Source organism: Rhodovulum steppense (assembly GCF_004339675.1).
Classification (GTDB): domain Bacteria; phylum Pseudomonadota; class Alphaproteobacteria; order Rhodobacterales; family Rhodobacteraceae; genus Rhodovulum; species Rhodovulum steppense.
On record NZ_SLVM01000029.1, the window covers coordinates 26795 to 45912 of the forward strand.

The following is a 19118-nucleotide window of genomic DNA, read 5'->3' on the forward strand; positions in this document are numbered from 1 at the left end:
ACCGAAATGCGCGGGCTCGTGGCCCGCCCTCAGCCATATGGGTCAGCCACCCCGAGTTTTGCAAGTATTTCCACCTCCAGCCCCTCCATCAGGGCGGCATCTTGCGGACGGATGTGGTCGTAACCCAACAGATGCAGGCATCCATGGATCACAAGATGCGTGACATGATGGTGAAACGAAATCCCCTGCTCGCAGGCTTCCCGCGCGCAGGTCTCATAGGCGATGGCAATATCGCCCAGTTCGGTCGGCATGCCTTCGGGGGGCCGTTCGGGGGGATGAGGCGCATCGCCATCCTCCTCCGCCGCCAGATCCTCGGCCGGCCATGACAGGACATTGGTGGGCGCTGGCTTGCCACGAAACTCGGCGTTCAGCCCGGCGATGCGGGCATCGTCGCAGGCCAGGAGGCTGATCTCGCAGGCATCGGGATCAAGGCCCAGATGGGCCAGCGCCGCGGCACAGGCGTCCTCGGCCAAGGGGGCCAGACCCGCCTTGGCCCAGCGGTCATCCTCGAACACGATCTCGACACTCATGGCCGGGATCTATCCGGGATCGCCGCCCGGCGTAAGGGGAAAGACGTCCCCAAGTAGGGTCCGCAGGACCGGAGCATCCTGCGGACCCGGGTTCCGCGCCCGGTGCGGGGGCTGGCGACCCATGGTCGGCAAAGGGCCGCGCGGAACCATCTCTCGGGCGCGGGCGGTCAGGAACCCGCGGGCCAGGCGAATTCCGGACGCAAGCCTTCGTAGACGGGGCGGCCGTCATTCGGTTTGGGCACGCCGGTCTTGGGATCGTAGAAGGCGTGGTAGCTCGCCTCCAGCCCGCGCGACTGATAGCCCATCAGGTTCGGCACGATCACCCGGATGCGGTGCTGCTTGTCGTCCAGCATGATCGGCGCGCCGCAGGTCTTGCAGGTGCACAGTTCCAGCGGCCCGCCCGGATTCTCGCTGTTGAAGGGCTGGCGGTTCATGTTGTGCTCGTTCGCGGCGCTCAGGTCGCCGTGCTTGAAGAACACCACATGGGTCGTCGGCTGGCCGGTCACGCGCTTGCAGACCGAACAGTGACAGGTGTGGTTGTCGATCGGATCATGGTCGGCCCAGGTGCGCACATGCTCGCACCCGCCGACATATTTGTGAGACATCTTTTCCTCCCTCCCTCGGACGGCAAGGCCGCCCGCTGCCCCGGGCGGGAAAGGCCCGAGATGAAAGAGGATAGCGCCCGAATCGCGGGCCGGTCGATCTAGACTTCCGTCTGCGGTGGGGGTCGGGCTTGCCCTGCGGCCGTCGTTTTTCGGCCCATGAGACCGGGCCGCCTGGGACGGAGCCGGGGCGGCGGTGGCTGGCACGTCCCCGAAACGGTCCCGCGGCCGACAGCCTTTACATACCAGGTCGGAAACCTGTTCCCCACCGCGCCAGCCACAGGTCTGGCCCGGGCGTCAGTCCGGGCCGCGCCCGCCCCCCCCCGGGAGGGCGCATCGGCGATGTCGCGCATCGCGCTGGCGACAGTGATGCTTTCAAGCGTGGCGCGCCGAACTGGCGTCCCAAATCGCCCTCCCAGGCTCGGGCGCGACCCTCAGCACCCGGGACCGGATCGCCCCACCCCGGCTATGCCGGATTTCCCTTCTCAGCAGCCGGTTACCGCCCTTCGCCCCGTTCCTGATCCGCGTCATAGGCCTCGATGATCCGCGCGACCAGCGGGTGACGGACCACGTCCTTGGAGGTGAAATAGCTGAACGAGATCCTGTCGATCCCCGAGAGCAGCCTTTCCGCATCGGCCAGACCGCTGGCCACCCCGCGCGGCAGGTCGACCTGGCTGCGGTCGCCGGTGATGACCATGCGCGAGCCTTCGCCCAGACGGGTCAGGAACATCTTCATCTGCATCGTGGTCGCGTTCTGCGCCTCGTCCAGCACCACGAAGGCATTGGCCAGCGTGCGCCCGCGCATGAAGGCGAGCGGCGCGATCTCGATGCGCTTTTCCTCGATCAGCTTGGCGGTCTGCTTGCCCGGCAGGAAATCGTTCAGCGCATCGTAAAGCGGTTGCATGTAGGGATCGACCTTTTCCTTCATGTCGCCGGGCAGGAAGCCCAGCCGCTCGCCCGCCTCGACGGCGGGGCGGCTGAGGATGATTCGGTCGACATGGCCGCCGATGAACATGTTCACCGCGACCGCGACGGCCAGATAGGTCTTGCCGGTGCCCGCGGGCCCGATGCCGAAGCACAGCTCGTTCTCGTAAAGCGCGCGGACATAGGCCTTCTGCGCCTCGGTGCGGGGTTCGATCAGCTTGCGGCGGGTGTGGATCTCGACCCGGCCGCGCTGGAACATCTCGAGCTGGTCGCCCGGCTGCACGGCCGTCCCGTCGGCGGAATCGCCCAGCCGGATCGCCCCGTCGATATCGCCCGCCTCGACCGCCTTGCCCGTTTCAAGCCGCGCGTAAAGCTGGCGCAGCACCTGGGCGGCCTGCCCGCGCGAGCCGCCCTCGCCGACCACGGCCAGGCGGTTGCCGCGGCGCAGGATATGGACGCCGAGCTTGTGCTCGATCTGGGCAAGGTTGCGGTCGAACTCGCCGCACAGGTCGATCAGAAGGCGGTTGTCGGGAAACTCGACGAGCGTCTGATGCGCGTCGTCCGTATCCGTCGGGGGGGTCAGGGCGCTTATTCCCAATGACGTCTCCGTTGGCTGAAGGCCGCGAAAATATGGTGCCAACCGCCCGTCCAAACCGCAAGCGATAGCTGCGTCATTCGGCCCGATTGATGTAAAATTTGCATTAAAGGGCGGGTCGCTCGCCCGGAAAACGACGGCGGGCGGGATCGTCCGGCGCCGAAAGCCGGGATCAGGAGGCCCTTTTCAGCGCCTTGATCTCGGGCCGTTTCAGCGGCTTGTCGGCCAGACCCAGCAGAAGCGCGGCCAGATCCGGTTCGTCCACGCGGCGTGCGGCGGCGCTGACCTTGAACCAGCGCCGCCTGCGCTGGCTGCGTTCCTTCCAGTCGCGCTTGAGCTGCTCGACCAGCATGGGAAAGACCTCGACCCGGCAGGGCAGCGCGCTGCCATTGTCCAGGATCTTGTCATAGCGATACCGTCCGATCGGCTCGGTGCCGACATGGCCGATGGCGCCGGCCTCTTCCAGCGCCTCGATCTCGGCCGTGCGCCAGGGCTTGCTGACATCCATGCGCCAGCCCTTGGGCATGACCCAGCGCCCGGTCCCGCGCGAGGTCACCATGAGAACGCGCAGCCTGCCCTTCGAATCCCAGCGAAGGGGCAAGGCGGCGATCTGAGCGCCTGTCGCGGTTGTGGCCTCGTCTGTCATATCCGGCCTGCTCGGCGGGCATGGGCTGCCCGTTCGGTCTGGTTGCGCAGGGACGTCATGTAAGTGCCCCTGCGACATTTTCACAGGAGTCGATAACATTCGGTTGATCCTGACAACATGAATCGCCCGGCGGCCGGGCTTTTCCGGCCTCAAGTGCCGTCCGCGCGCAGGAAACGCTCAGCCGATGGTCAACCGCCCGGCCAGCGAGTTCGGCGCGGCCGCAAGAATCTCGACCGGCGCGATCCGGCCCAGCCAGTCCTCGCCCGCCTCGACATGCACGGCCTGCAGATGGTCGGACTTGCCCACGACCTGCCCCGGCATGCGGCCCGGCTTTTCGAACAGCACGCCGACAACGCGCCCCACCATGGCCTGTTGCGCCGCCTGCTGCTGGGCGTCCAGCAGCGCCTGCAACCGGGCCAGCCGGTCGGATTTCACGTCCTCGGGCACCTGCCCCTCGCGCTCGGCGGCGGGCGTGCCGGGGCGGGGGGAATACTTGAAGGAATAGCACTGGCCATAGCCGACCTCGCGCACCAGCGCCATGGTCGCCTCGAAATCGGCTTCGGTCTCGCCGGGGAAACCGACGATGAAATCGCCCGAGATGAGGATATCGGGCCGGGCGGCGCGGATGCGCGCGATCAGCGCAAGGTATTGGTCGGCCGTGTGCTTGCGGTTCATCGCCTTGAGGATGCGGTCAGACCCCGACTGAACCGGCAGATGCAGATAGGGCATCAGTTCGGGACAATCGCCATGGGCGGCGATCAGGTCGTCCTCCATGTCGTTCGGGTGCGAGGTTGTATAGCGGATACGCTCCAGCCCCTCGATCCGCGCCAGTTCCCGGATCAGCCGCGCAAGGCCCCAAGCCCCATCCGCGCCGTCGCCGTGATAGGCGTTGACGTTCTGGCCCAGCAGCGTGATCTCGCGCACGCCGCGCGCCACAAGATCGCGCGCCTCGTCCAGCACCCGCGCAACGGGGCGCGACACCTCGGCGCCGCGGGTATAGGGCACGACGCAGAAGGCGCAGAACTTGTCGCAGCCCTCCTGCACGGTCAGGAACGCGGTCGGCCCGCGCGCCGCCTTGGGCCGCCCGCCCAGCCGGTCGAACTTGTCTTCCTCGGGGAAATCGGTGTCGAGCGCCCTGCCCCCCGCCCGCGCGCGCGCCTCAAGCTCGGGCAGGCGGTGATAGCTTTGCGGCCCCACCACCAGATCGACCAGCGGCTGGCGGCGCAGGATCTCCTCGCCCTCGGCCTGGGCGACACAGCCCGCAACGCCGATCTTAAGGTCGGGGTTCGCGGCCTTCAGCCCCTTCAGCCGACCGAGTTCGGAATAGACCTTCTCGGCGGCCTTTTCGCGGATATGGCAGGTGTTCAGCAGGATCATGTCCGCCGTTTCGGCCGTGTCGGTGACGACATAGCCCGCGGCGCCCAGCGCCTCGGCCATCCGCTCGCTGTCATAGACGTTCATCTGACAGCCATAGGTCTTGATAAACAGCTTTCTGGGCGTGGTCATGGCGCGTTCCCGACGATCTGGCCCGAAGGCCTGAGCCGGTGTCCTACACGAAACCCGCCCCCACCCGCAACGCTTGCATCGGCGGCGCCGTTGGCCGACCTTGACGGCATGTCGCCAGGGGCGGCAAGGACACGGGCGGAGGACGCGCATGCAGATCAAATCCCGGGAATGGGCAGTGTTCTGGTTCACCATCACCTATGTCGCGGGCTTCACGATCTGGTTCTTCTCGCGCGGGAATTACGAGTTCATCTGGTATGTGCTGACCATGATGGGCATGATTGCGCTGGCCGCGCTGGGCCTGCGCAAGGCGGAATTCCCGGCCGCGTTGCTCTGGGCGCTCAGCCTCTGGGGGCTGGCCCATATGGCGGGCGGCGGGGTGCCGGTGGGCGGCAGCGTCCTTTACAACTGGATGATCTGGCATGTCGGCGGCGAGGGCGAGCTTGCCATCCTGAAATACGACCAGGCGGTGCATGCCTATGGCTTCGGCGTGACGGCGTGGATGCTGTGGCACCTGATGGTGCGCCACTACCCCGCCACCGAGGGCAGCTGGACCGCGCTGACCTACCCGGCCTTCGGTGCGATGGGGCTGGGGGCGCTGAACGAAATCATCGAGTTCATCGCTGTGCTGGGCATCCCCGACACCAATGTGGGCGGCTATTACAATACCGGGCTGGACCTGGTCTTCAACGCCGCGGGCGCGATCGTCGCTGTTGTGACGATCGCGCTGGTCCGTCGCTTCCGGTAGGCGTCAGAGCCGACGCAGCCGGATCACCACGTCCACCTTGGAAATCTCGGACCCCGCCGGAGCCTCGGGCAGGCGCGAGATCTCGATCGAGCCATGCGGGGCATCGGTCAGGCGGCCCTCGTCTTCCCAGAAGAAATGGGGATGGTCGTCGACGCGCGTGTCGAAATAGCTTTTAGTGCCGTCGACCATGACTTCCTGCATCAGGCCCGCATCGCAGAAGGCCCGAAGCGTGTTGTAGACGGTCGCCAGCGACACCCTTTCGCCGGTTCCGCAAGAGGCCGCGTAAAGGGTTTCGGCCGTCACATGCCGATCCTTCCCGTCGCCGATCAGCAGGGCGGCGAGACTGACACGCTGGCGCGTGGGACGCAGACCGGCCTTGGACAACCAGCGGCTGCTGCGCTCGATCGCATCCGGATGGGTGGGATTATCATTCAACTGTGCCATACCGAAGTATATGGTCCCGCCCAGTCGAGAATTCAAATGATTCCGAACTGCAGCGGCGCTTTGGCGCGGCATATGCGCACTATTGCCACTCGCCAAGGGCCGGTGCTACAGGGGGCGAACCGCGAAATTCGCCTTACGCAGGGGGCTGCGCCCGCATGACCGACTATCCCACAAGCTTCGACCGGGACGATCTGCTGAAATGCGCGCGGGGGGAACTGTTCGGCCCCGGCAACGCGCAACTGCCCGAACCGCCGATGCTGATGATGGACCGGATCACCGGGATCAGCGCCGATGGCGGCGCCCATGGCAAGGGCCATGTGGTCGCCGAGTTCGACATCCACCCCGACCTGTGGTTCTTTTCCTGCCACTTCCCCGGCAACCCGATCATGCCGGGCTGCCTGGGCCTTGACGGGCTGTGGCAGCTGACCGGCTTCAACCTGGGCTGGCGCGGCTGGCCGGGGCGGGGCTATGCGCTGGGGGTGGGCGAGGTGAAACTGACCGGGATGGTCCGGCCCGACCGCAAGATGCTGACCTATTTCGTGGATTTCACCAAGGCCGTGCAGACCCGCCGCCTGACCATGGGTGTGGCCGATGGCCGGGTCGAAGCCGATGGCGAAACGATCTATCATGTCAAGGACATGAAGGTCGCCCTTTCGGAAAGCTGAGTCGCGAAAGAAGGAGAGCGCCATGCGCCGCGTCGTCATCACGGGGCTGGGCATCGTCTCGCCCATCGGGAACAATGCCGCAGAGGTCGAGGCCAGCCTGCGCGCCGGCCGGTCCGGCATACGGTTCGAGCCGGTCTATGCCGAGAACGGATTCCGCAGCCAGGTCGCGGGCATCCCGCAGATCGACCTGGAGGCCGCGATCGACAAGCGGCACCTGCGCTTCATGGGGGCGGGCGCCGCCTACAATTTCCTCGCCATGGAACAGGCCATTGCCGATTCCGGGCTGGAGGATGGCGATGTCTCGAACGAGCGGACGGGGCTGATCATGGGTTCGGGCGGGCCGTCCACCTCGAACTTCTTCACCGCGCACCAGATCGTCAAGGAAAAGGGCAGCCCCAAGCGGATGGGCCCGTTCATGGTGACGCGCTGCATGTCGTCCACCAACTCGGCTTGCCTCGCGACACCCTTCAGGATCAAGGGCGTGAACTACTCGATCACCTCGGCCTGTTCGACATCCGCCCATTGCATCGGCAACGGCACCGAACTGATCCAGATGGGCAAGCAGGACATCGTCTTTGCCGGTGGCGGCGAAGAGGTGGACTGGACGCTGTCCTGCCTGTTCGACGCGATGAACGCGATGTCGTCGAAATACAACGACACGCCCGAAACCGCCTCGCGCCCGTTCGACGCCACGCGCGACGGCTTCGTGATCGCGGGCGGCGGCGGGGTCGTCGTGCTGGAAGAGTTGGAGCACGCCCTGGCCCGCGGCGCGAAGATCTATGCCGAGGTCACGGGTTACGGCGCCACCTCGGACGGCTATGACATGGTGGCGCCGTCCGGCGAAGGCGGCGCGCGGTCGATGCGGCTGGCGCTGTCCACGCTGCCCGAGGGCCGCAAGGTCGATTACATCAACGCGCATGGCACCTCGACGGTGGCGGGCGACGTGACCGAAGTGAAGGCGGTGCGCGCCGTCTTCGGCGAGGATGCGATGCCCCCCATCGCCTCGACCAAGTCGCTGACCGGCCATTCGCTGGGGGCAACCGGCGTGCATGAGGCGATCTATTCGCTGATCATGCTGGACAAGGGTTTCATCGCGGCCTCGGCCAATATCACCGAGTTGGACCCGGAAATCCGCGAAGGCGAGATCGTGACCGAGTTGCGCGAAGCGGTGGAGATCGACAGCGTTTTGTCCAACAGCTTCGGCTTTGGCGGGACGAACGCCACCCTTGTCATGTCCAGATATCGTGGATGACGGCCAATGCCTGACCTACTGAAGGGAAAACGCGGCCTCGTGATGGGCGTCGCGAATGACCGTTCGATCGCCTGGGGTATCGCCAAGGCGATGGCCGAGGAGGGCGCGGAACTGGCCTTTACCCATCAGGGCGAGGCGTTCGGCAAGCGGTTGCAGCCGCTGGCGGAAAGCGTGGGCTCGTCCTTCATGGTCGATGTCGACGTGACCGACGATGCCTCGCTGGAGCACGCCTTTCAGCGGCTGAAGGACGAATGGGGCAGGCTGGATTTCGTCGTCCACGCCATCGCCTATTCCGACAAGACCGAACTCACCGGGCGCTTCATCAATACCACGCGCGAGAACTTCAAGAATTCTCTTGCGATTTCATGCTATTCGCTGATCGACGTTGCGCGGCGCGCGCAGCCATTGATGCCCGATGGCGGCACGATCCTGACGCTGACCTACCAGGGCTCGAACCGGGTGACGCCGTTCTACAACGTGATGGGGGTGGCGAAGGCGGCTTTGGAATCGGCGGTTCGGTATCTGGCTTCGGATTTGGGGGCGGAGGGGATTCGGGTGAATGCGATCAGCCCGGGGCCGATGAAGACGCTGGCGGGGGCGGCGATCGCGGGGGGGCGCAAGACCTATCGGCATACCGAGATGAATGCGCCGCTCGGGGCCAATGCGACGCTGGAATGTATAGGCGGAACAGCGGTTTACCTGGCCTCGGATTTCGGGGCCTGCACCACGGGCGAGATCATCACCGTGGATGGCGGCTATCACGTCCTCGGCATGCCGCGCTTCGAGAATATCTGAAGCGGAACCCGGAAACGGCCGGATTCCGAAATCGGAATTCCATATGATTTCCATATGAATTCCATATGACTTTTTTCGCTCGGGACCGGGGCGGGGTCGCGATGGCTGGCCGACCGCCTCAGCCCGGTTTCTTCTGCAGAAGCGGCATCAGGTCGGCCATTTCGGGGCCGCTGCTGCGCCCGGTCACGGCCTTGCGCAGCGGCAGGAAGAGGCCCCTGCCCTTGCGGCCGGTCTTGTCCTTGACCGCGGCGGTCCAGTTGGCCCAGGTCGTCGCGTCATAGGGCGGCTGCCCCAGCAGCGCCAGCGCCTCGGCCACGAAATCGCGGTCCTCGTCGTCCACCTGCGGCGCGGCGCCGTCGCGGCAGAGGGTCCACCATTCGGCGATCCCGGCGCGGGTCTCGATGTTCTCGCGGATCACCGACCAGAAGCCTTCGGCCAGCGCCTCCGGCACGCCCAGCGCGGCAAGCTCGCCCTGCACCGCCGCAAGCGGCAGAGCGTGCAGGTGGCGCGCGGTCAGCGGAAAGAGGTCGGCCGGGTTGAAGCTGGTCGGCGCGGCGCCGAACTGGCCGAGATCGAAGCCCGCGGCCAGTTCCTCGATGCTGCCCGCCAGTTCCACGGGCTGCGAGGAGCCGAGCCGGGCCATCAGCGACAAGAGCGCCATGGGTTCCACCCCCTGCGCGCGCAGGTCGCGCAGCGACAGGGTGCCGAGGCGTTTCGACAGCGCCTCGCCCTGCGCGCCGGTCAGGAGCGAATGATGGGCAAAGTCGGGCGCGGTGCCGCCCAGCGCCTGGATGATCTGGATCTGGGTCGCGGTATTGGTCACATGGTCCGAGCCGCGCACGATATGGGTGACGCCCATCTCGATATCGTCCACCACCGAGGCCAGTGTATACAGAACCTGCCCGTCGCCGCGGATCAGCACCGGGTCGGACACGCTGGCCGCGTCGATGGAAATCTCGCCGAGGATGCCGTCGGTCCACTCGATCCGCGTCTGGTTCAGCAGAAAGCGCCAGTGGCCGGGGCGTTCGGCGCGCAGCCGGGCCTTGTCCTCGTCCGTGAGCGAAAGTGCCGCGCGGTCATAGACGGGCGGCTTGCCCATGTTCAGCAGCTTCTTGCGCTTGAGATCCAGTTCGGTCGGCGTCTCGAAACATTCGTAGAACCGGCCCGCCGCGCGCAACCGATCGGCCGCCGCATGATAGCGGTCGAGCCGGGCGGATTGGCGTTCCAGCCGGTCCCAGCGCAGCCCCAGCCAGTCGAGATCCTGCATGATCCCGTCGGCAAATTCCTGGGTCGAGCGTTCGGCATCGGTATCGTCGAGGCGCAGGATGAACTGCCCGCCGGTCTTGCGCGCGATGAGGAAGTTGAACAGCGCCGTGCGCAGGTTGCCCACATGCAGGAAACCGGTGGGCGAAGGGGCAAAGCGGGTGACGGTGGTCATGGGCATTCTCCTGGGACGCCGTCGCTCTTTCACAGAAGCGGGCTTTTGTCCATATGAGGGCCAGCGAGAGAGGACCGCCCATGACCGAGTTGCGCGTGCTGACCACCCCGCCGAGCCTGGACGAGATCGCCGCGCTGGCGCATGAGGCGCGCGAGGCCCTGCCCGAGCCGTTTCGCGGCCCCGCGCTGGCGGTGGCGATCCGGGTCGAGGATTTCGCCCCCGAGGATATCCTGGCCGAAATGGAGATCGAGGATCCGTTCGAGTTGACGGGCCTCTATGACGGGATCCCGCTGACCGAGAAATCGGTGATGGACCAGCCCGACCGGCCGGACACGATCTGGCTGTTCCGTCGGCCGATCCTGGACGAATGGGTGGAGCGCGAGGATGTGGACCTGCCCGCGCTGGTCGGCCATGTGCTGGTGCATGAATTCGCGCATCATTTCGGCTGGTCCGACGACGATATCGCCGCGATCGACCGCTGGTGGGAGTGAGCGCACAGGCCCTGTGCGAGGCCCGGGCGGGCGGGGATGCGCCTCTCGCGGGGTGTTGACGTGGCAAATGGCGGCGGTCCGGCTATCCTGTGGGCGGGAAAATCCAGGGAGAGGATGCCATGACCGAGACGAGATTGAGCCGCCGTCAGGCGCTGATGGCCGGCGCAGCCCTGCCGCTGGCGGCCGCGACCGCCGGAACCGCGCGCGCCGCAGCGCCGATGCTGGGTGCGGCCATGCCGCAATTCCACCGCTTCACGCTGGGCGGGTTCGAGGTCACGACGTTGCTGGCGGGGACGCGGACGGTCGAGGATCCGCAGACGATCTTCGGCATGAATGCCAGCCCCGAGGAGTTCGCCGAGGTCTCGGCCGCCAACCGGATCCCGACCGACAAGGCGCAGTTCTTCTTTACCCCCACGGTGGTCAATACCGGGTCCGAACTGGTGCTGTTCGATACCGGGCTGAATCCCGAGGGGATCACCGGCGTTCTGGCGGCGGCGGGCTATTCCGCGGATCAGATCGACAAGGTGGTGATCACCCACATGCATGGCGATCATATCGGCGGGCTGTCGGGCGAGGCGGGCGAGACCTTCGGCAATGCGGCCTATTATACCGGCCAGGTCGAGTTCGACGCCTGGGAGATGTCGGGCGACGAGACTTTCGAGGCCAGGGTGCGGCCGCTGGCCGAGAAGATGACGTTCCTGGACGATGGCGGGGCGGTCGCCTCGGGTGTGACGGCGATGGCGGCGTTCGGGCATACGCCGGGGCACATGGCCTACATGCTGGAAAGCGACGGGCGGCAGATGGTGATCGCGGCGGATTTCGCCAATCACTATGTCTGGTCGCTGGGCTATCCCGACTGGGAGGTGCGGTTCGACCGCGACAAGAAAGCGGCGGCGGCGACGCGGCGGCGGATGCTGGGGATGATGGCGGCGGATGGCGTGCCGTTCATCGGCTATCACATGCCCTTCCCCGGCTTCGGTTTCGTCGAGGCGCGCGGCGAGGGGTTCCGCTATGTGCCCGCAAGTTACCAGATGATGCTGGGCTGACCGGCGCGGAAACGGGCTTGGCGGCGGCGGGCGGGGGTGGCACTCTCGCCCCGGACTTGCCAACGGGGGGCCGCGCCCGATGCCGGAAATCCTGACCGTCACGCTGAACCCGACCGTGGATCTGTCGACCGCGGTCGATCATGTCGTGCCGGGCGAAAAGCTGCGCTGCGCGCCGCCGGTGACCGATCCGGGCGGGGGCGGGATCAACGTTGCCCGCGCGATCCGGCTGCTGGGCGGCGAAAGCCGGGCGCTGGTGGCGCTGGGCGGGCATAATGGCGACAAGCTGCGCTGCCTGCTGGAGGGCGAGGGGATCCGCCTGATCCCGTTGCAGGCGCCGGGCGAGACGCGGCTGAGCCTTGCGGTGATGGAGGAGGCGACGGGGCGGCAGTTCCGCTTCGTGCTGCCGGGGCCGGAATGGAACGCGGCGGGGCTGAAGGCGGTGCTGGCGGCGATCACGACGGCGGTGCCCGAGGGCGGGCATGTGGTGCTGTCGGGCAGCGTGCCGGACGGGTTGCCGGACGACATCGCGGGATGCATCGGGGCGAAGCTGGCGGCGCGGGGCGCACGGCTGATCGTGGACACGTCGGGGCCGGCGCTGGCGCGGCTGGCCGAGGGGGCGGAGGTGCCGCCCTTCCTGCTGCGGATGGATCAGGGCGAGGCGCGCGCCTTGTCGGGGCTGGCGCTGGACAGCCGCGCCGAGAGCGCGGAATTCGCGGCCGGGCTGGTGGCGCGCGGCGTCGCCTCGGTGGTGGTGGTCGGGCGTGGCGCGGACGGGTCGGTGCTGGCCGCCGAGGGGGTGCGGCTGCATGCGGTGACGCCGCCGGTGCCGGTCCGCTCCAAGGTGGGGGCGGGCGACAGTTTCCTGGGCGCCTTTGCCCTGTCGCTGAGCCGGGGCGAGGATCTGGCGACCGCGCTGCGCTGGGGCGTGGCGGCGGCAAGTGCGGCGGTGATGACCGATGCGACGGGGCTGTGCACACGCGAGGATACCGAGGCATTGTTCGGCCGCTGCGCTGTGACCGGGCTTGCCGCGGACAGGCGGGCCCCTGCCCAAGGATGAGCGGGGATTTGCCCTTTTAACCCTGATTGGCGGCGCCCATTGACCTTTGCCTATGCCGGAAGGCGAGTTAAGGGAAGCCTTCTCACCTGTGGGGAGCGGCAGTCATGGCCGGTTCTGAATTCGACGACCCGATCGAAGTCTGGCTGGCGGCCGCGGGCGATCCCGTGCCGCTGGCCGACCTGCTGTCGGGCGACGCGCCCTTGTCGCGGCGCGTGCGCGACGCGCTGGCGGCATGGCTGACCGGGGCGTTCGACGCGGAGCCCGGCCCGGAGGATGACGCCCCCGCGGCCCCGCTGACGCCCGCGCGCATCAGGCTGACACAGGCCGCGGCAGAGGTCCTGCGGGTAACCGACTGGGCCGAGACGCGCGGGATCGCGATTGACAGCGAAAGCCTGTCGCACCAGGTCGCGGCGGCGGGCGAGGTTGCGCCCGACCTGCTGAACGCCATGGTCCGGCGGATGCGCCGGGACGGTCGGCAGGACGCAAGGGCGATCGAGGCGCGGGCCTATCGGCAATGGCGGGCCCGCGGTTGCCCGCACGGCCGGGTCGCTGACCCGCGTCAGGACGGGTCGCGCCAGCGGTTGACGATGGGATAGCGACGGTCCAGCCAGAACGCGCGCGGCGTCAGGCGGGCGCCCGGCGCCGACTGGAACCGCTTGTATTCGCTGAGACGGATCAGCCGCTCGACCTTTTGCACGATGTCGCGGTCGAAGCCTTCGGCCACCAGATCGGCAATGGCGCAATCGCGGTCGATCAGCCCCTCGAGGATCGCATCGAGCACCGGATAGGGCGGCAGGCTGTCCTCGTCCTTCTGGTCCGCGCGCAACTCGGCGCTTGGCGGCTTGTCGATCACGCGGGGCGGGATCACCTCGCCCGCCGGTCCGTGCATCCAGTCGCGGTGATTGGCGTTGCGCCAGCGGCAGGTTTCGAAGACGCGGGTCTTGTAGAGATCCTTGATCGGGTTGTAGCCGCCCGCCATGTCGCCATAGATCGTGGCATAGCCCACCGCCACCTCGGACTTGTTGCCGGTGGTCAGCAGCATCCCGCCGAACTTGTTCGACAGCGCCATCAGGATCAGCCCGCGCAGGCGGGACTGGATATTTTCCTCGGTGATGTCGGGCTTGGTGCCCGCAAAAAGTGGCGCCAGCGCTTGCGTGACGGCGGCGCGCGGGCCGTCGATCGGCACCTCGTCCAGCGGGCAGCCCAGCGCGCGGGCGACGGCGGCGGCATCCTCCAGCGACTCGGGCGAGGTATATTCCGAGGGCAGCATCACGCAGCGCACATTCGCCGGGCCGATGGCATCGGCGGCAATCGCGGCGACCAGCGCGGAATCGATGCCGCCCGACAGGCCCAGCAGCACGCGCGCGAAACCGCTCTTGCGCAGGTAATCGCGCAGCGCCTCGACCATCACGCGGTAATCCTGTTCCCAGTCGTCGGGATGGACCGCGCGCGCCCCGGTTTCGGCCCGCCAGCCCTGCGCGGTGCGGGTGAAATCGACATGGATCAGGGCCTCGTCGAAGACGGGGGCCTGCATGGCCAGTTCCCCGCCCGGGTTCAGCACGAAGGAGCCGCCGTCGAACACCTGGTCGTCCTGCCCGCCGACAAGGTTCAGATAGGCCAGCGGCAGCCCGGTCTCGACCACGCGGGCGACCATGTGCGACAGCCGCAGATCGGCCTTGCCCCGGTGATAGGGCGAGCCATTGGGCACCAGCAGGATTTCGGCCCCCGTCTCGGCCAGCGCCTCGGCCACATCCTCGAACCAGGCATCCTCGCAGATCGGCGTGCCGATGCGGACCGGGCCGACCGTGTAGGGACCGTTGATCGGGCCGCTGTCATAGACGCGCTTTTCGTCGAACACGCCGTCATTGGGCAGGTGATGCTTGAAGATCCGCGCGGTGACCGCGCCGTTCTGGCAGATGAAATAGGCATTGTAGAGATGCCCATGCGCGGCAAAGGGCGCCCCGATCCCCAGCGCGGGGCCCTGCGCGCAATCGCGGGCCAGCGCGTCCACATGGGCCATGGCATCGGCGGTGAAGGCAGGTTTCAGCACCAGGTCCTGCACCTGGTAGCCGGTCAGGAACATCTCGGGCAGCGCGACCATGTCGGCGCCCGCGCGGCGCCCCTCCTCCCAGGCGGCACGGGCCCTGGCGGCGTTCTCGGCCAGCGCCCCGGTGGTGGGGTTCAGCTGGGCCAGTGTCAGGCGAAAGCTCTCGGCCATGGGCATTCCCGTGATGCGTGCCCGTGACTTAGCAGATTGACGCGCAAGTGAAAGCGGGCAGAGGGCGAAAACCGTTGTAAGCCCCGGCCCGCTCAATTACGGTTTGCGCGCTTTCACAGGATCGGGGCAGAGGGGGCTTTGGTGCGCAAGGCTGGCAAGGCACTGGCACGTCTGGCGATGGCGGGCGTCATTCTGGGCGCGGGCGCGGCTCTCGCCCAGGAGGGCGGCGATGTCGTCACCCGGCAATATGACGATGGCGGCATCTACGAGGGCACATTTCGCGACGGCAAGCAGCATGGGCGCGGCACCTACCGGCTGCCGAACGGCTATGAATATACCGGCGAATGGATCGACGGCCGGATCGAGGGCGAGGGCATCGCCCGGCTGGTCAACGGCTCGGTCTACGAGGGGCAGTTCCTCGACGGCAAGCCGCATGGGCTGGGCCGGATCACCTTTGCCGATGGCGGCACCTACGAGGGCGAGTGGGAGGACGGCAAGATCACCGGCACCGGGGTCGCCGTCTATGCCAATTCCGTGCGCTACGAGGGCGAGTTCCGCAATGCCGTCCACCATGGCGTGGGCCGGATGGAAAGCCCGAACGGCTATGTCTATGACGGCACCTGGGTCAATGGCGCCAAGGAGGGCAAGGGCCGCATCACCTATCCCGGCGGCCGGGTCTACGAAGGCGAGATGAAGGGCAACCAGCGCGAGGGCAAGGGCACGCTGACCACGCCCGAGGGGCTGGTCTATTCCGGCGCCTGGAAAGATGGCGAGATGAACGGGCTGGGCATGCTGACCCAGCCCAATGGCGACATCTACGAGGGGCTCTTCGTCAATGGCGAACGGCATGGGACCGGCAAGGTCACCTATGCCAATGGCGACGTCTACGAGGGCGAGTACCGCGCCGACAAGCGCCACGGCAAGGGCCTGTTCCGCGGCGCGGACGGCTATCTCTACGAGGGCGACTGGGTCGCGGGCCGGATCGAGGGCCAGGGCCGGCTGACCTATCCCGACGGCTCGGTCTACGAGGGCGCCTTCCGCGAGGATCTGCCCGAGGGCAGCGGCAAGGTCACCTATGCCGACGGCGCCACCTATGAGGGCGACTGGAAGGCCGGCGTGATCGAGGGCCAGGGCCGCGCCACCTTCCCCAACGGTCTGGTCTACGAAGGCGCGTTCAGGGACGCCGCCTATCACGGCGAGGGCAGGATGACCCACGAAGGCGGCTATGCCTATGAGGGGCAATGGCAGAACGGGCTGCGCCATGGCGAGGGCACGGCCAGCTATGCCGATGGCTCGGTCTATTCCGGCGGCTTCCTGCGCGGCCAGCGCGACGGCCAGGGCACGATCACCATGCCCGACGGGTTCAGCTATTCCGGCGGCTGGAAGGACGGCAAGTTCCACGGCCAGGGTGTCGCCACCTATGCCAATGGCGATGTCTATGAAGGCACCTTCTCGATGGGCAAATACGAGGGCGAGGGCGTGATGCGCTATGCCGATGGCGAGACCCGCTCGGGCACCTGGCGCAACGGCGTGCTGACCACCGGCCCCGGCGCCGCCGCCACGGACTGACCACCTGGACTGGCCGCCACGGACTGGCCGGCACGGGCTGCACGGGGCACCCGCCCTGCCCTTCTTCTTGGTCGAAATACCCCGGGGGGTGCGGGGGGCAGCGCCCCCCGCCGGTGAGCGGCGACAGGAGATTTTGACACCCTAGGATTTTCACGCCATTGAAAATCAAGGGGTTAGCGGTAGGCCAGTTGCAGGGGTTTTGACAGTTTCGGGGCTTTTCAGGGGCCGAACGTTCCGTTGCCGCGGCTGGCGGTCAGGAAAAACCCAATAAAATCAGAGGCGTCTCTCCCCACTCGGAAACTAGTCAGTTTCCGGTTTCCGATTTGGCGAGAGACTGCTCGATGAGCTTTTGGAAGTCGCTCCGATGTGGTGCATCGCGCTCGTTTGGCGCGAACTCCCTCATGCCCTCCATGAAGGCCGCCATGGCGTTCGCGGCTATCTCAGAACGCGAAAGACCAGCGATGCGCTCACCGGCCAGGATTGGGCTCTCGCTCTTCGACTGCTGTGCCCACAACCATGCAAGCAGACTTTCGACGACACGGAAGCACTGAAGGGCATAGTCGCGCTGGCTCAGCGTGGGCGAAAAGCTGTCGGCCGACCTCCCAACGAGCCAGTCGATGGAAACATCCATCCCATTGGCGATTGCGATGAGCGCATCAACACCGGGCCGCTTCGCGCCTTTCACCCGCATGTAGCCTTCCATAGAGCTCTTCGGGATGCCGCACCGCTCGGCCATTTCCCTAATACTCAACCCGCGCGTGAAGGCCAGATGCGCCAAGCGTCCCACAAGAATATCGGGCTCGTCGGTGTCAGCCACTGACAACTTCCCAAAGGGTGCATAACGCCCCCTTTGGGAGACGATTTCGTTTGGACTAAGTTCCTATGTCAGGTTCTAACATACCAGAGGATGCCGAAAAAGCCCGTTACAGGCGTGTTCGCGCCGCGTTCGTGGCTCAAGGCACGACCTTGAATGCTTGGTGCTCAGATAACGGGACGCGCATTCAGAACGTGCGAGACGCCTTCTTTGGGAACTGGAAGGGTCCGAAAGCGCGGGCCTTTGTGGATCGTGTGAACGAAGCCGCCGGGACACGTCGATGAGCCTTTCCGTTACCGACATAACAGGGCTTCCCGGCCGTCCCAAAACCCCGATGGGCGTCCGCAAGATGCTGAAGCGGTTGCGGCCTCTGCAATCTGCTGGGCCTCGAACCCCCGAACGGTCGCGATCTGGCGGGCGCGCGGGCCGAGATCGCCGACAGGATCGGGCCTGATGGCTTCCTGGTGATCGCCGAGGCGCAATACCTGATCAAGCGGAACTCGAACGGCCGCGATGACCTAGACGCCCTGGAATGGGCGCGCCAACTGGCCGAAGAGGGCTTCTTCGCCCTGGCGCTGATGGGCGATCTGCGCCTCGACAAGGCGATCAACGACCTGCCCCAGCTCAAACGGCGCACCCATCCGCGGGTGACCATCAGCCACGCCACCGAAGCGGACGTGGCGCAGTACTGCCGGGCACGCGGGCTGCATGACGATGCCACAATCCGCAAGCTGGCCGACATCGCGCGGCGGAATGGCGGGCTGGGCGACGTGGAGGACATCTTCGCGACCGCGCGCGACCTGGGCAAGGCCAAGGTCCCGACCGTCGAAGACATCCTCGCCGCGCTCGAATACCTCGAATTCACGAACAGGAGGGCGAAGTGATGGCCGCCAAGACCGAAGATCGCAACGTTCTGGTGTGCGTTCCCCTCATGGCTTCGCAGATCGAGGACGCGCGGGGGATGAGCCGTGCCTTGGCTGAATTCCCCACGATTGCATGGAACTATGCAGACCGTATTCATGCGCTGCTGAGCGGTGATGCCTCGGGCGAGGCCGTGGGACAGGAGCTTGCCCAGCTTGTTCATGGGCTCCGGATCGATGCCGAACGCGCCCATGTGGCGGCGCTGGGGCTCCGGCCGATGGTCGAAGCCGCGAAGATCGTGGACCCGAAAGGACAGGAAGGGGAGCGCCCGCAATGACCCATGAAGAGGACTACCGCGTCAAGAACGCGCACGAGCGCCGGGCGATCGATGTTCCCGGGAAGACGGTTGAGGAAAGGGAGGCAGAACGGAAGGCGGAGGCCATGATCGACCCAAAGGACACTCGCATCACCTTCACCGTACCGAAACGGGACCTGGACCACTATTGCAGCGCGTTCTGGGACTGGCCCCGCGCATTGGCCGCCGATCTGGCGATCTTCCCGCGGTCCCGGGCCGGTTGCCTTTCACCAGGGGGCAGCCAGCCCATCCTGCCCGCCGCGCCAACGGCGGGCATGGGCGGGCCGGTCGCCCCGAAGTCCCGGCCGGTCCGCCCCCCATCCACCCCGCGCGCGAGGGAGGGACAGACGTGACGGACAGTTATCCAAGGGCGCCCGCCCTTATCGCCCCCTATGTCGATATCCTCGGCACGGCGCTGGCGGTGCACTTCCTGCTGACCTTTGGCGGGGCCGAGCTCTACATGGCCGCGAACCCGACCGAGCGCGCGCGCGTGGTGCAACTCGTCGGGGTGGACCTCGCCCGCGCGCTGGGCGCGGCCGAACTTCCCCGCCGCGTGCCGCTGGCC

21 protein-coding genes and 1 pseudogene are annotated in these 19118 nt (G+C 66.8%); 13 read left to right on the plus strand and 9 right to left on the minus strand.

Annotated elements, in window-relative coordinates; genetic code table 11:
- Window positions 1-29: 29 nt before the first annotated feature.
- The 5 genes from ybeY to miaB all read right to left on the minus strand — a co-directional run bounded on the left by ybeY (window position 30) and on the right by miaB (window position 4803).
- Window positions 30-530: an rRNA maturation RNase YbeY gene (ybeY, locus tag EV216_RS15555; RefSeq protein ID WP_132696451.1), complete on the minus strand. Its 501-nt coding sequence runs from the start codon at window positions 528-530 to the stop codon at window positions 30-32.
- Window positions 531-697: 167 nt separating this feature from the next.
- The gene (locus EV216_RS15560) at window positions 698-1135 is read right to left on the minus strand and encodes a GFA family protein (protein ID WP_132696452.1); all 438 of its coding nucleotides are present in this window, start codon (window positions 1133-1135) and stop codon (window positions 698-700) included.
- 493 nt (window positions 1136-1628) lie between these two features.
- Window positions 1629-2654, minus strand: coding sequence for a PhoH family protein (locus tag EV216_RS15565; protein ID WP_132696453.1), 1026 nt, complete (start codon window positions 2652-2654; stop codon window positions 1629-1631).
- Between the two features lie 169 nt (window positions 2655-2823).
- Window positions 2824-3252 carry an NUDIX hydrolase gene (locus EV216_RS15570; RefSeq protein ID WP_341539366.1) on the minus strand — a complete coding sequence of 143 codons (429 nt, stop codon included), beginning with the start codon at window positions 3250-3252 and terminating at the stop codon, window positions 2824-2826.
- 222 nt (window positions 3253-3474) lie between these two features.
- Window positions 3475-4803: a tRNA (N6-isopentenyl adenosine(37)-C2)-methylthiotransferase MiaB gene (gene miaB / locus EV216_RS15575; RefSeq protein WP_132696455.1), complete on the minus strand. Its 1329-nt coding sequence runs from the start codon at window positions 4801-4803 to the stop codon at window positions 3475-3477.
- Window positions 4804-4951: 148 nt separating this feature from the next.
- Here miaB and EV216_RS15580 point away from each other — a divergent pair, with 148 nt between their 5' ends.
- Window positions 4952-5548, plus strand: coding sequence for a DUF2238 domain-containing protein (locus EV216_RS15580; RefSeq protein WP_132696456.1), 597 nt, complete (start codon window positions 4952-4954; stop codon window positions 5546-5548).
- A 3-nt stretch (window positions 5549-5551) separates the two neighbouring features.
- On the opposite strand, the gene irrA is transcribed toward EV216_RS15580, so the two are convergent.
- Window positions 5552-5992: an iron response transcriptional regulator IrrA gene (gene irrA, locus EV216_RS15585; protein WP_132696457.1), complete on the minus strand. Its 441-nt coding sequence runs from the start codon at window positions 5990-5992 to the stop codon at window positions 5552-5554.
- Window positions 5993-6147: 155 nt separating this feature from the next.
- Here irrA and fabA point away from each other — a divergent pair, with 155 nt between their 5' ends.
- From fabA to EV216_RS15600, 3 genes are read left to right on the plus strand one after another with little or no spacing between them, the layout of a single operon-like run.
- Entirely contained in the window at window positions 6148-6657 is a 510-nt protein-coding gene (gene fabA, locus EV216_RS15590; protein ID WP_132696458.1) for a bifunctional 3-hydroxydecanoyl-ACP dehydratase/trans-2-decenoyl-ACP isomerase, read from the plus strand.
- A gap of 22 nt (window positions 6658-6679) precedes the next feature.
- Window positions 6680-7909 carry a beta-ketoacyl-ACP synthase I gene (gene fabB, locus EV216_RS15595; RefSeq protein WP_132696459.1) on the plus strand — a complete coding sequence of 410 codons (1230 nt, stop codon included), beginning with the start codon at window positions 6680-6682 and terminating at the stop codon, window positions 7907-7909.
- A gap of 6 nt (window positions 7910-7915) precedes the next feature.
- Window positions 7916-8704 carry an enoyl-ACP reductase FabI gene (locus tag EV216_RS15600; protein ID WP_132696460.1) on the plus strand — a complete coding sequence of 263 codons (789 nt, stop codon included), beginning with the start codon at window positions 7916-7918 and terminating at the stop codon, window positions 8702-8704.
- A gap of 118 nt (window positions 8705-8822) precedes the next feature.
- On the opposite strand, the gene gltX is transcribed toward EV216_RS15600, so the two are convergent.
- On the minus strand, window positions 8823-10142 hold the full coding sequence (gene gltX, locus EV216_RS15605; protein ID WP_132696461.1) for a glutamate--tRNA ligase: 1320 nt from the start codon (window positions 10140-10142) through the stop codon (window positions 8823-8825).
- Window positions 10143-10222: 80 nt separating this feature from the next.
- On the opposite strand from gltX, the gene EV216_RS15610 reads away from it, so the two are divergent.
- From EV216_RS15610 to EV216_RS15625, 4 genes are all read left to right on the plus strand, one after another.
- Complete coding sequence (locus EV216_RS15610) at window positions 10223-10633, plus strand: metallopeptidase family protein (RefSeq protein ID WP_132696462.1); 411 nt, start codon at window positions 10223-10225, stop codon at window positions 10631-10633.
- A gap of 119 nt (window positions 10634-10752) precedes the next feature.
- A complete protein-coding gene (locus EV216_RS15615) occupies window positions 10753-11679 on the plus strand; it encodes an MBL fold metallo-hydrolase (protein WP_132696463.1) in 927 nt (308 codons plus the stop codon).
- 79 nt (window positions 11680-11758) lie between these two features.
- Window positions 11759-12736: a 1-phosphofructokinase family hexose kinase gene (locus tag EV216_RS15620; RefSeq protein ID WP_132696464.1), complete on the plus strand. Its 978-nt coding sequence runs from the start codon at window positions 11759-11761 to the stop codon at window positions 12734-12736.
- A 104-nt stretch (window positions 12737-12840) separates the two neighbouring features.
- Window positions 12841-13332, plus strand: a complete 492-nt coding sequence (locus EV216_RS15625; RefSeq protein ID WP_132696465.1) for a DUF2934 domain-containing protein — start codon at window positions 12841-12843, stop codon at window positions 13330-13332.
- Here the strand turns inward: EV216_RS15625 and EV216_RS15630 are convergent.
- Window positions 13296-14954 (minus strand): NAD+ synthase, encoded by a 1659-nt coding sequence (locus EV216_RS15630; RefSeq protein ID WP_132696466.1) that lies wholly within the window; start codon window positions 14952-14954, stop codon window positions 13296-13298. The genes EV216_RS15625 and EV216_RS15630 overlap by 37 nt on opposite strands.
- A 177-nt stretch (window positions 14955-15131) precedes the next feature.
- Between EV216_RS15630 and EV216_RS15635 the strand changes: the two genes are divergently transcribed.
- Window positions 15132-16523 (plus strand): MORN repeat-containing protein, encoded by a 1392-nt coding sequence (locus tag EV216_RS15635; protein WP_132696472.1) that lies wholly within the window; start codon window positions 15132-15134, stop codon window positions 16521-16523.
- A gap of 304 nt (window positions 16524-16827) precedes the next feature.
- On the opposite strand, the gene EV216_RS15640 is transcribed toward EV216_RS15635, so the two are convergent.
- On the minus strand, window positions 16828-17340 hold the full coding sequence (locus EV216_RS15640) for a helix-turn-helix domain-containing protein (protein ID WP_132696467.1): 513 nt from the start codon (window positions 17338-17340) through the stop codon (window positions 16828-16830).
- A 461-nt stretch (window positions 17341-17801) separates the two neighbouring features.
- Between EV216_RS15640 and EV216_RS15645 the strand changes: the two genes are divergently transcribed.
- The 4 genes and pseudogenes from EV216_RS15645 to EV216_RS15660 all read left to right on the plus strand — a co-directional run.
- A complete protein-coding gene (locus tag EV216_RS15645; protein ID WP_132696468.1) occupies window positions 17802-18221 on the plus strand; it encodes a TniB family NTP-binding protein in 420 nt (139 codons plus the stop codon).
- A complete protein-coding gene (locus EV216_RS15650) occupies window positions 18221-18535 on the plus strand; it encodes a hypothetical protein (protein WP_132696469.1) in 315 nt (104 codons plus the stop codon). Before EV216_RS15645 ends, EV216_RS15650 begins: the two co-directional genes overlap by 1 nt.
- On the plus strand, window positions 18532-18906 hold the full coding sequence (locus tag EV216_RS15655) for a hypothetical protein (protein ID WP_132696470.1): 375 nt from the start codon (window positions 18532-18534) through the stop codon (window positions 18904-18906). The genes EV216_RS15650 and EV216_RS15655 overlap by 4 nt, the downstream gene beginning before the upstream one ends.
- A pseudogene (locus EV216_RS15660) lies at window positions 18903-19118 on the plus strand (helix-turn-helix domain-containing protein); the annotation flags it as partial. The gene EV216_RS15655 and the pseudogene EV216_RS15660, both read left to right, overlap by 4 nt.

Coding starts and splice junctions, on each gene's coding strand:
- ybeY (WP_132696451.1), bottom strand. CDS start 530: ATGAGTGTCGAGATCGTGTTCGAGGATGACCGCTGGGCCAAGGCGGGT.
- EV216_RS15560 (WP_132696452.1), bottom strand. CDS start 1,135: ATGTCTCACAAATATGTCGGCGGGTGCGAGCATGTGCGCACCTGGGCC.
- miaB (WP_132696455.1), bottom strand. CDS start 4,803: ATGACCACGCCCAGAAAGCTGTTTATCAAGACCTATGGCTGTCAGATG.
- EV216_RS15580 (WP_132696456.1), top strand. CDS start 4,952: ATGCAGATCAAATCCCGGGAATGGGCAGTGTTCTGGTTCACCATCACC.
- irrA (WP_132696457.1), bottom strand. CDS start 5,992: ATGGCACAGTTGAATGATAATCCCACCCATCCGGATGCGATCGAGCGC.
- fabA (WP_132696458.1), top strand. CDS start 6,148: ATGACCGACTATCCCACAAGCTTCGACCGGGACGATCTGCTGAAATGC.
- fabB (WP_132696459.1), top strand. CDS start 6,680: ATGCGCCGCGTCGTCATCACGGGGCTGGGCATCGTCTCGCCCATCGGG.
- EV216_RS15600 (WP_132696460.1), top strand. CDS start 7,916: ATGCCTGACCTACTGAAGGGAAAACGCGGCCTCGTGATGGGCGTCGCG.
- gltX (WP_132696461.1), bottom strand. CDS start 10,142: ATGACCACCGTCACCCGCTTTGCCCCTTCGCCCACCGGTTTCCTGCAT.
- EV216_RS15610 (WP_132696462.1), top strand. CDS start 10,223: ATGACCGAGTTGCGCGTGCTGACCACCCCGCCGAGCCTGGACGAGATC.
- EV216_RS15615 (WP_132696463.1), top strand. CDS start 10,753: ATGACCGAGACGAGATTGAGCCGCCGTCAGGCGCTGATGGCCGGCGCA.
- EV216_RS15620 (WP_132696464.1), top strand. CDS start 11,759: ATGCCGGAAATCCTGACCGTCACGCTGAACCCGACCGTGGATCTGTCG.
- EV216_RS15625 (WP_132696465.1), top strand. CDS start 12,841: ATGGCCGGTTCTGAATTCGACGACCCGATCGAAGTCTGGCTGGCGGCC.
- EV216_RS15630 (WP_132696466.1), bottom strand. CDS start 14,954: ATGGCCGAGAGCTTTCGCCTGACACTGGCCCAGCTGAACCCCACCACC.
- EV216_RS15635 (WP_132696472.1), top strand. CDS start 15,132: ATGGCGGGCGTCATTCTGGGCGCGGGCGCGGCTCTCGCCCAGGAGGGC.
- EV216_RS15650 (WP_132696469.1), top strand. CDS start 18,221: ATGGCCGCCAAGACCGAAGATCGCAACGTTCTGGTGTGCGTTCCCCTC.
- EV216_RS15655 (WP_132696470.1), top strand. CDS start 18,532: ATGACCCATGAAGAGGACTACCGCGTCAAGAACGCGCACGAGCGCCGG.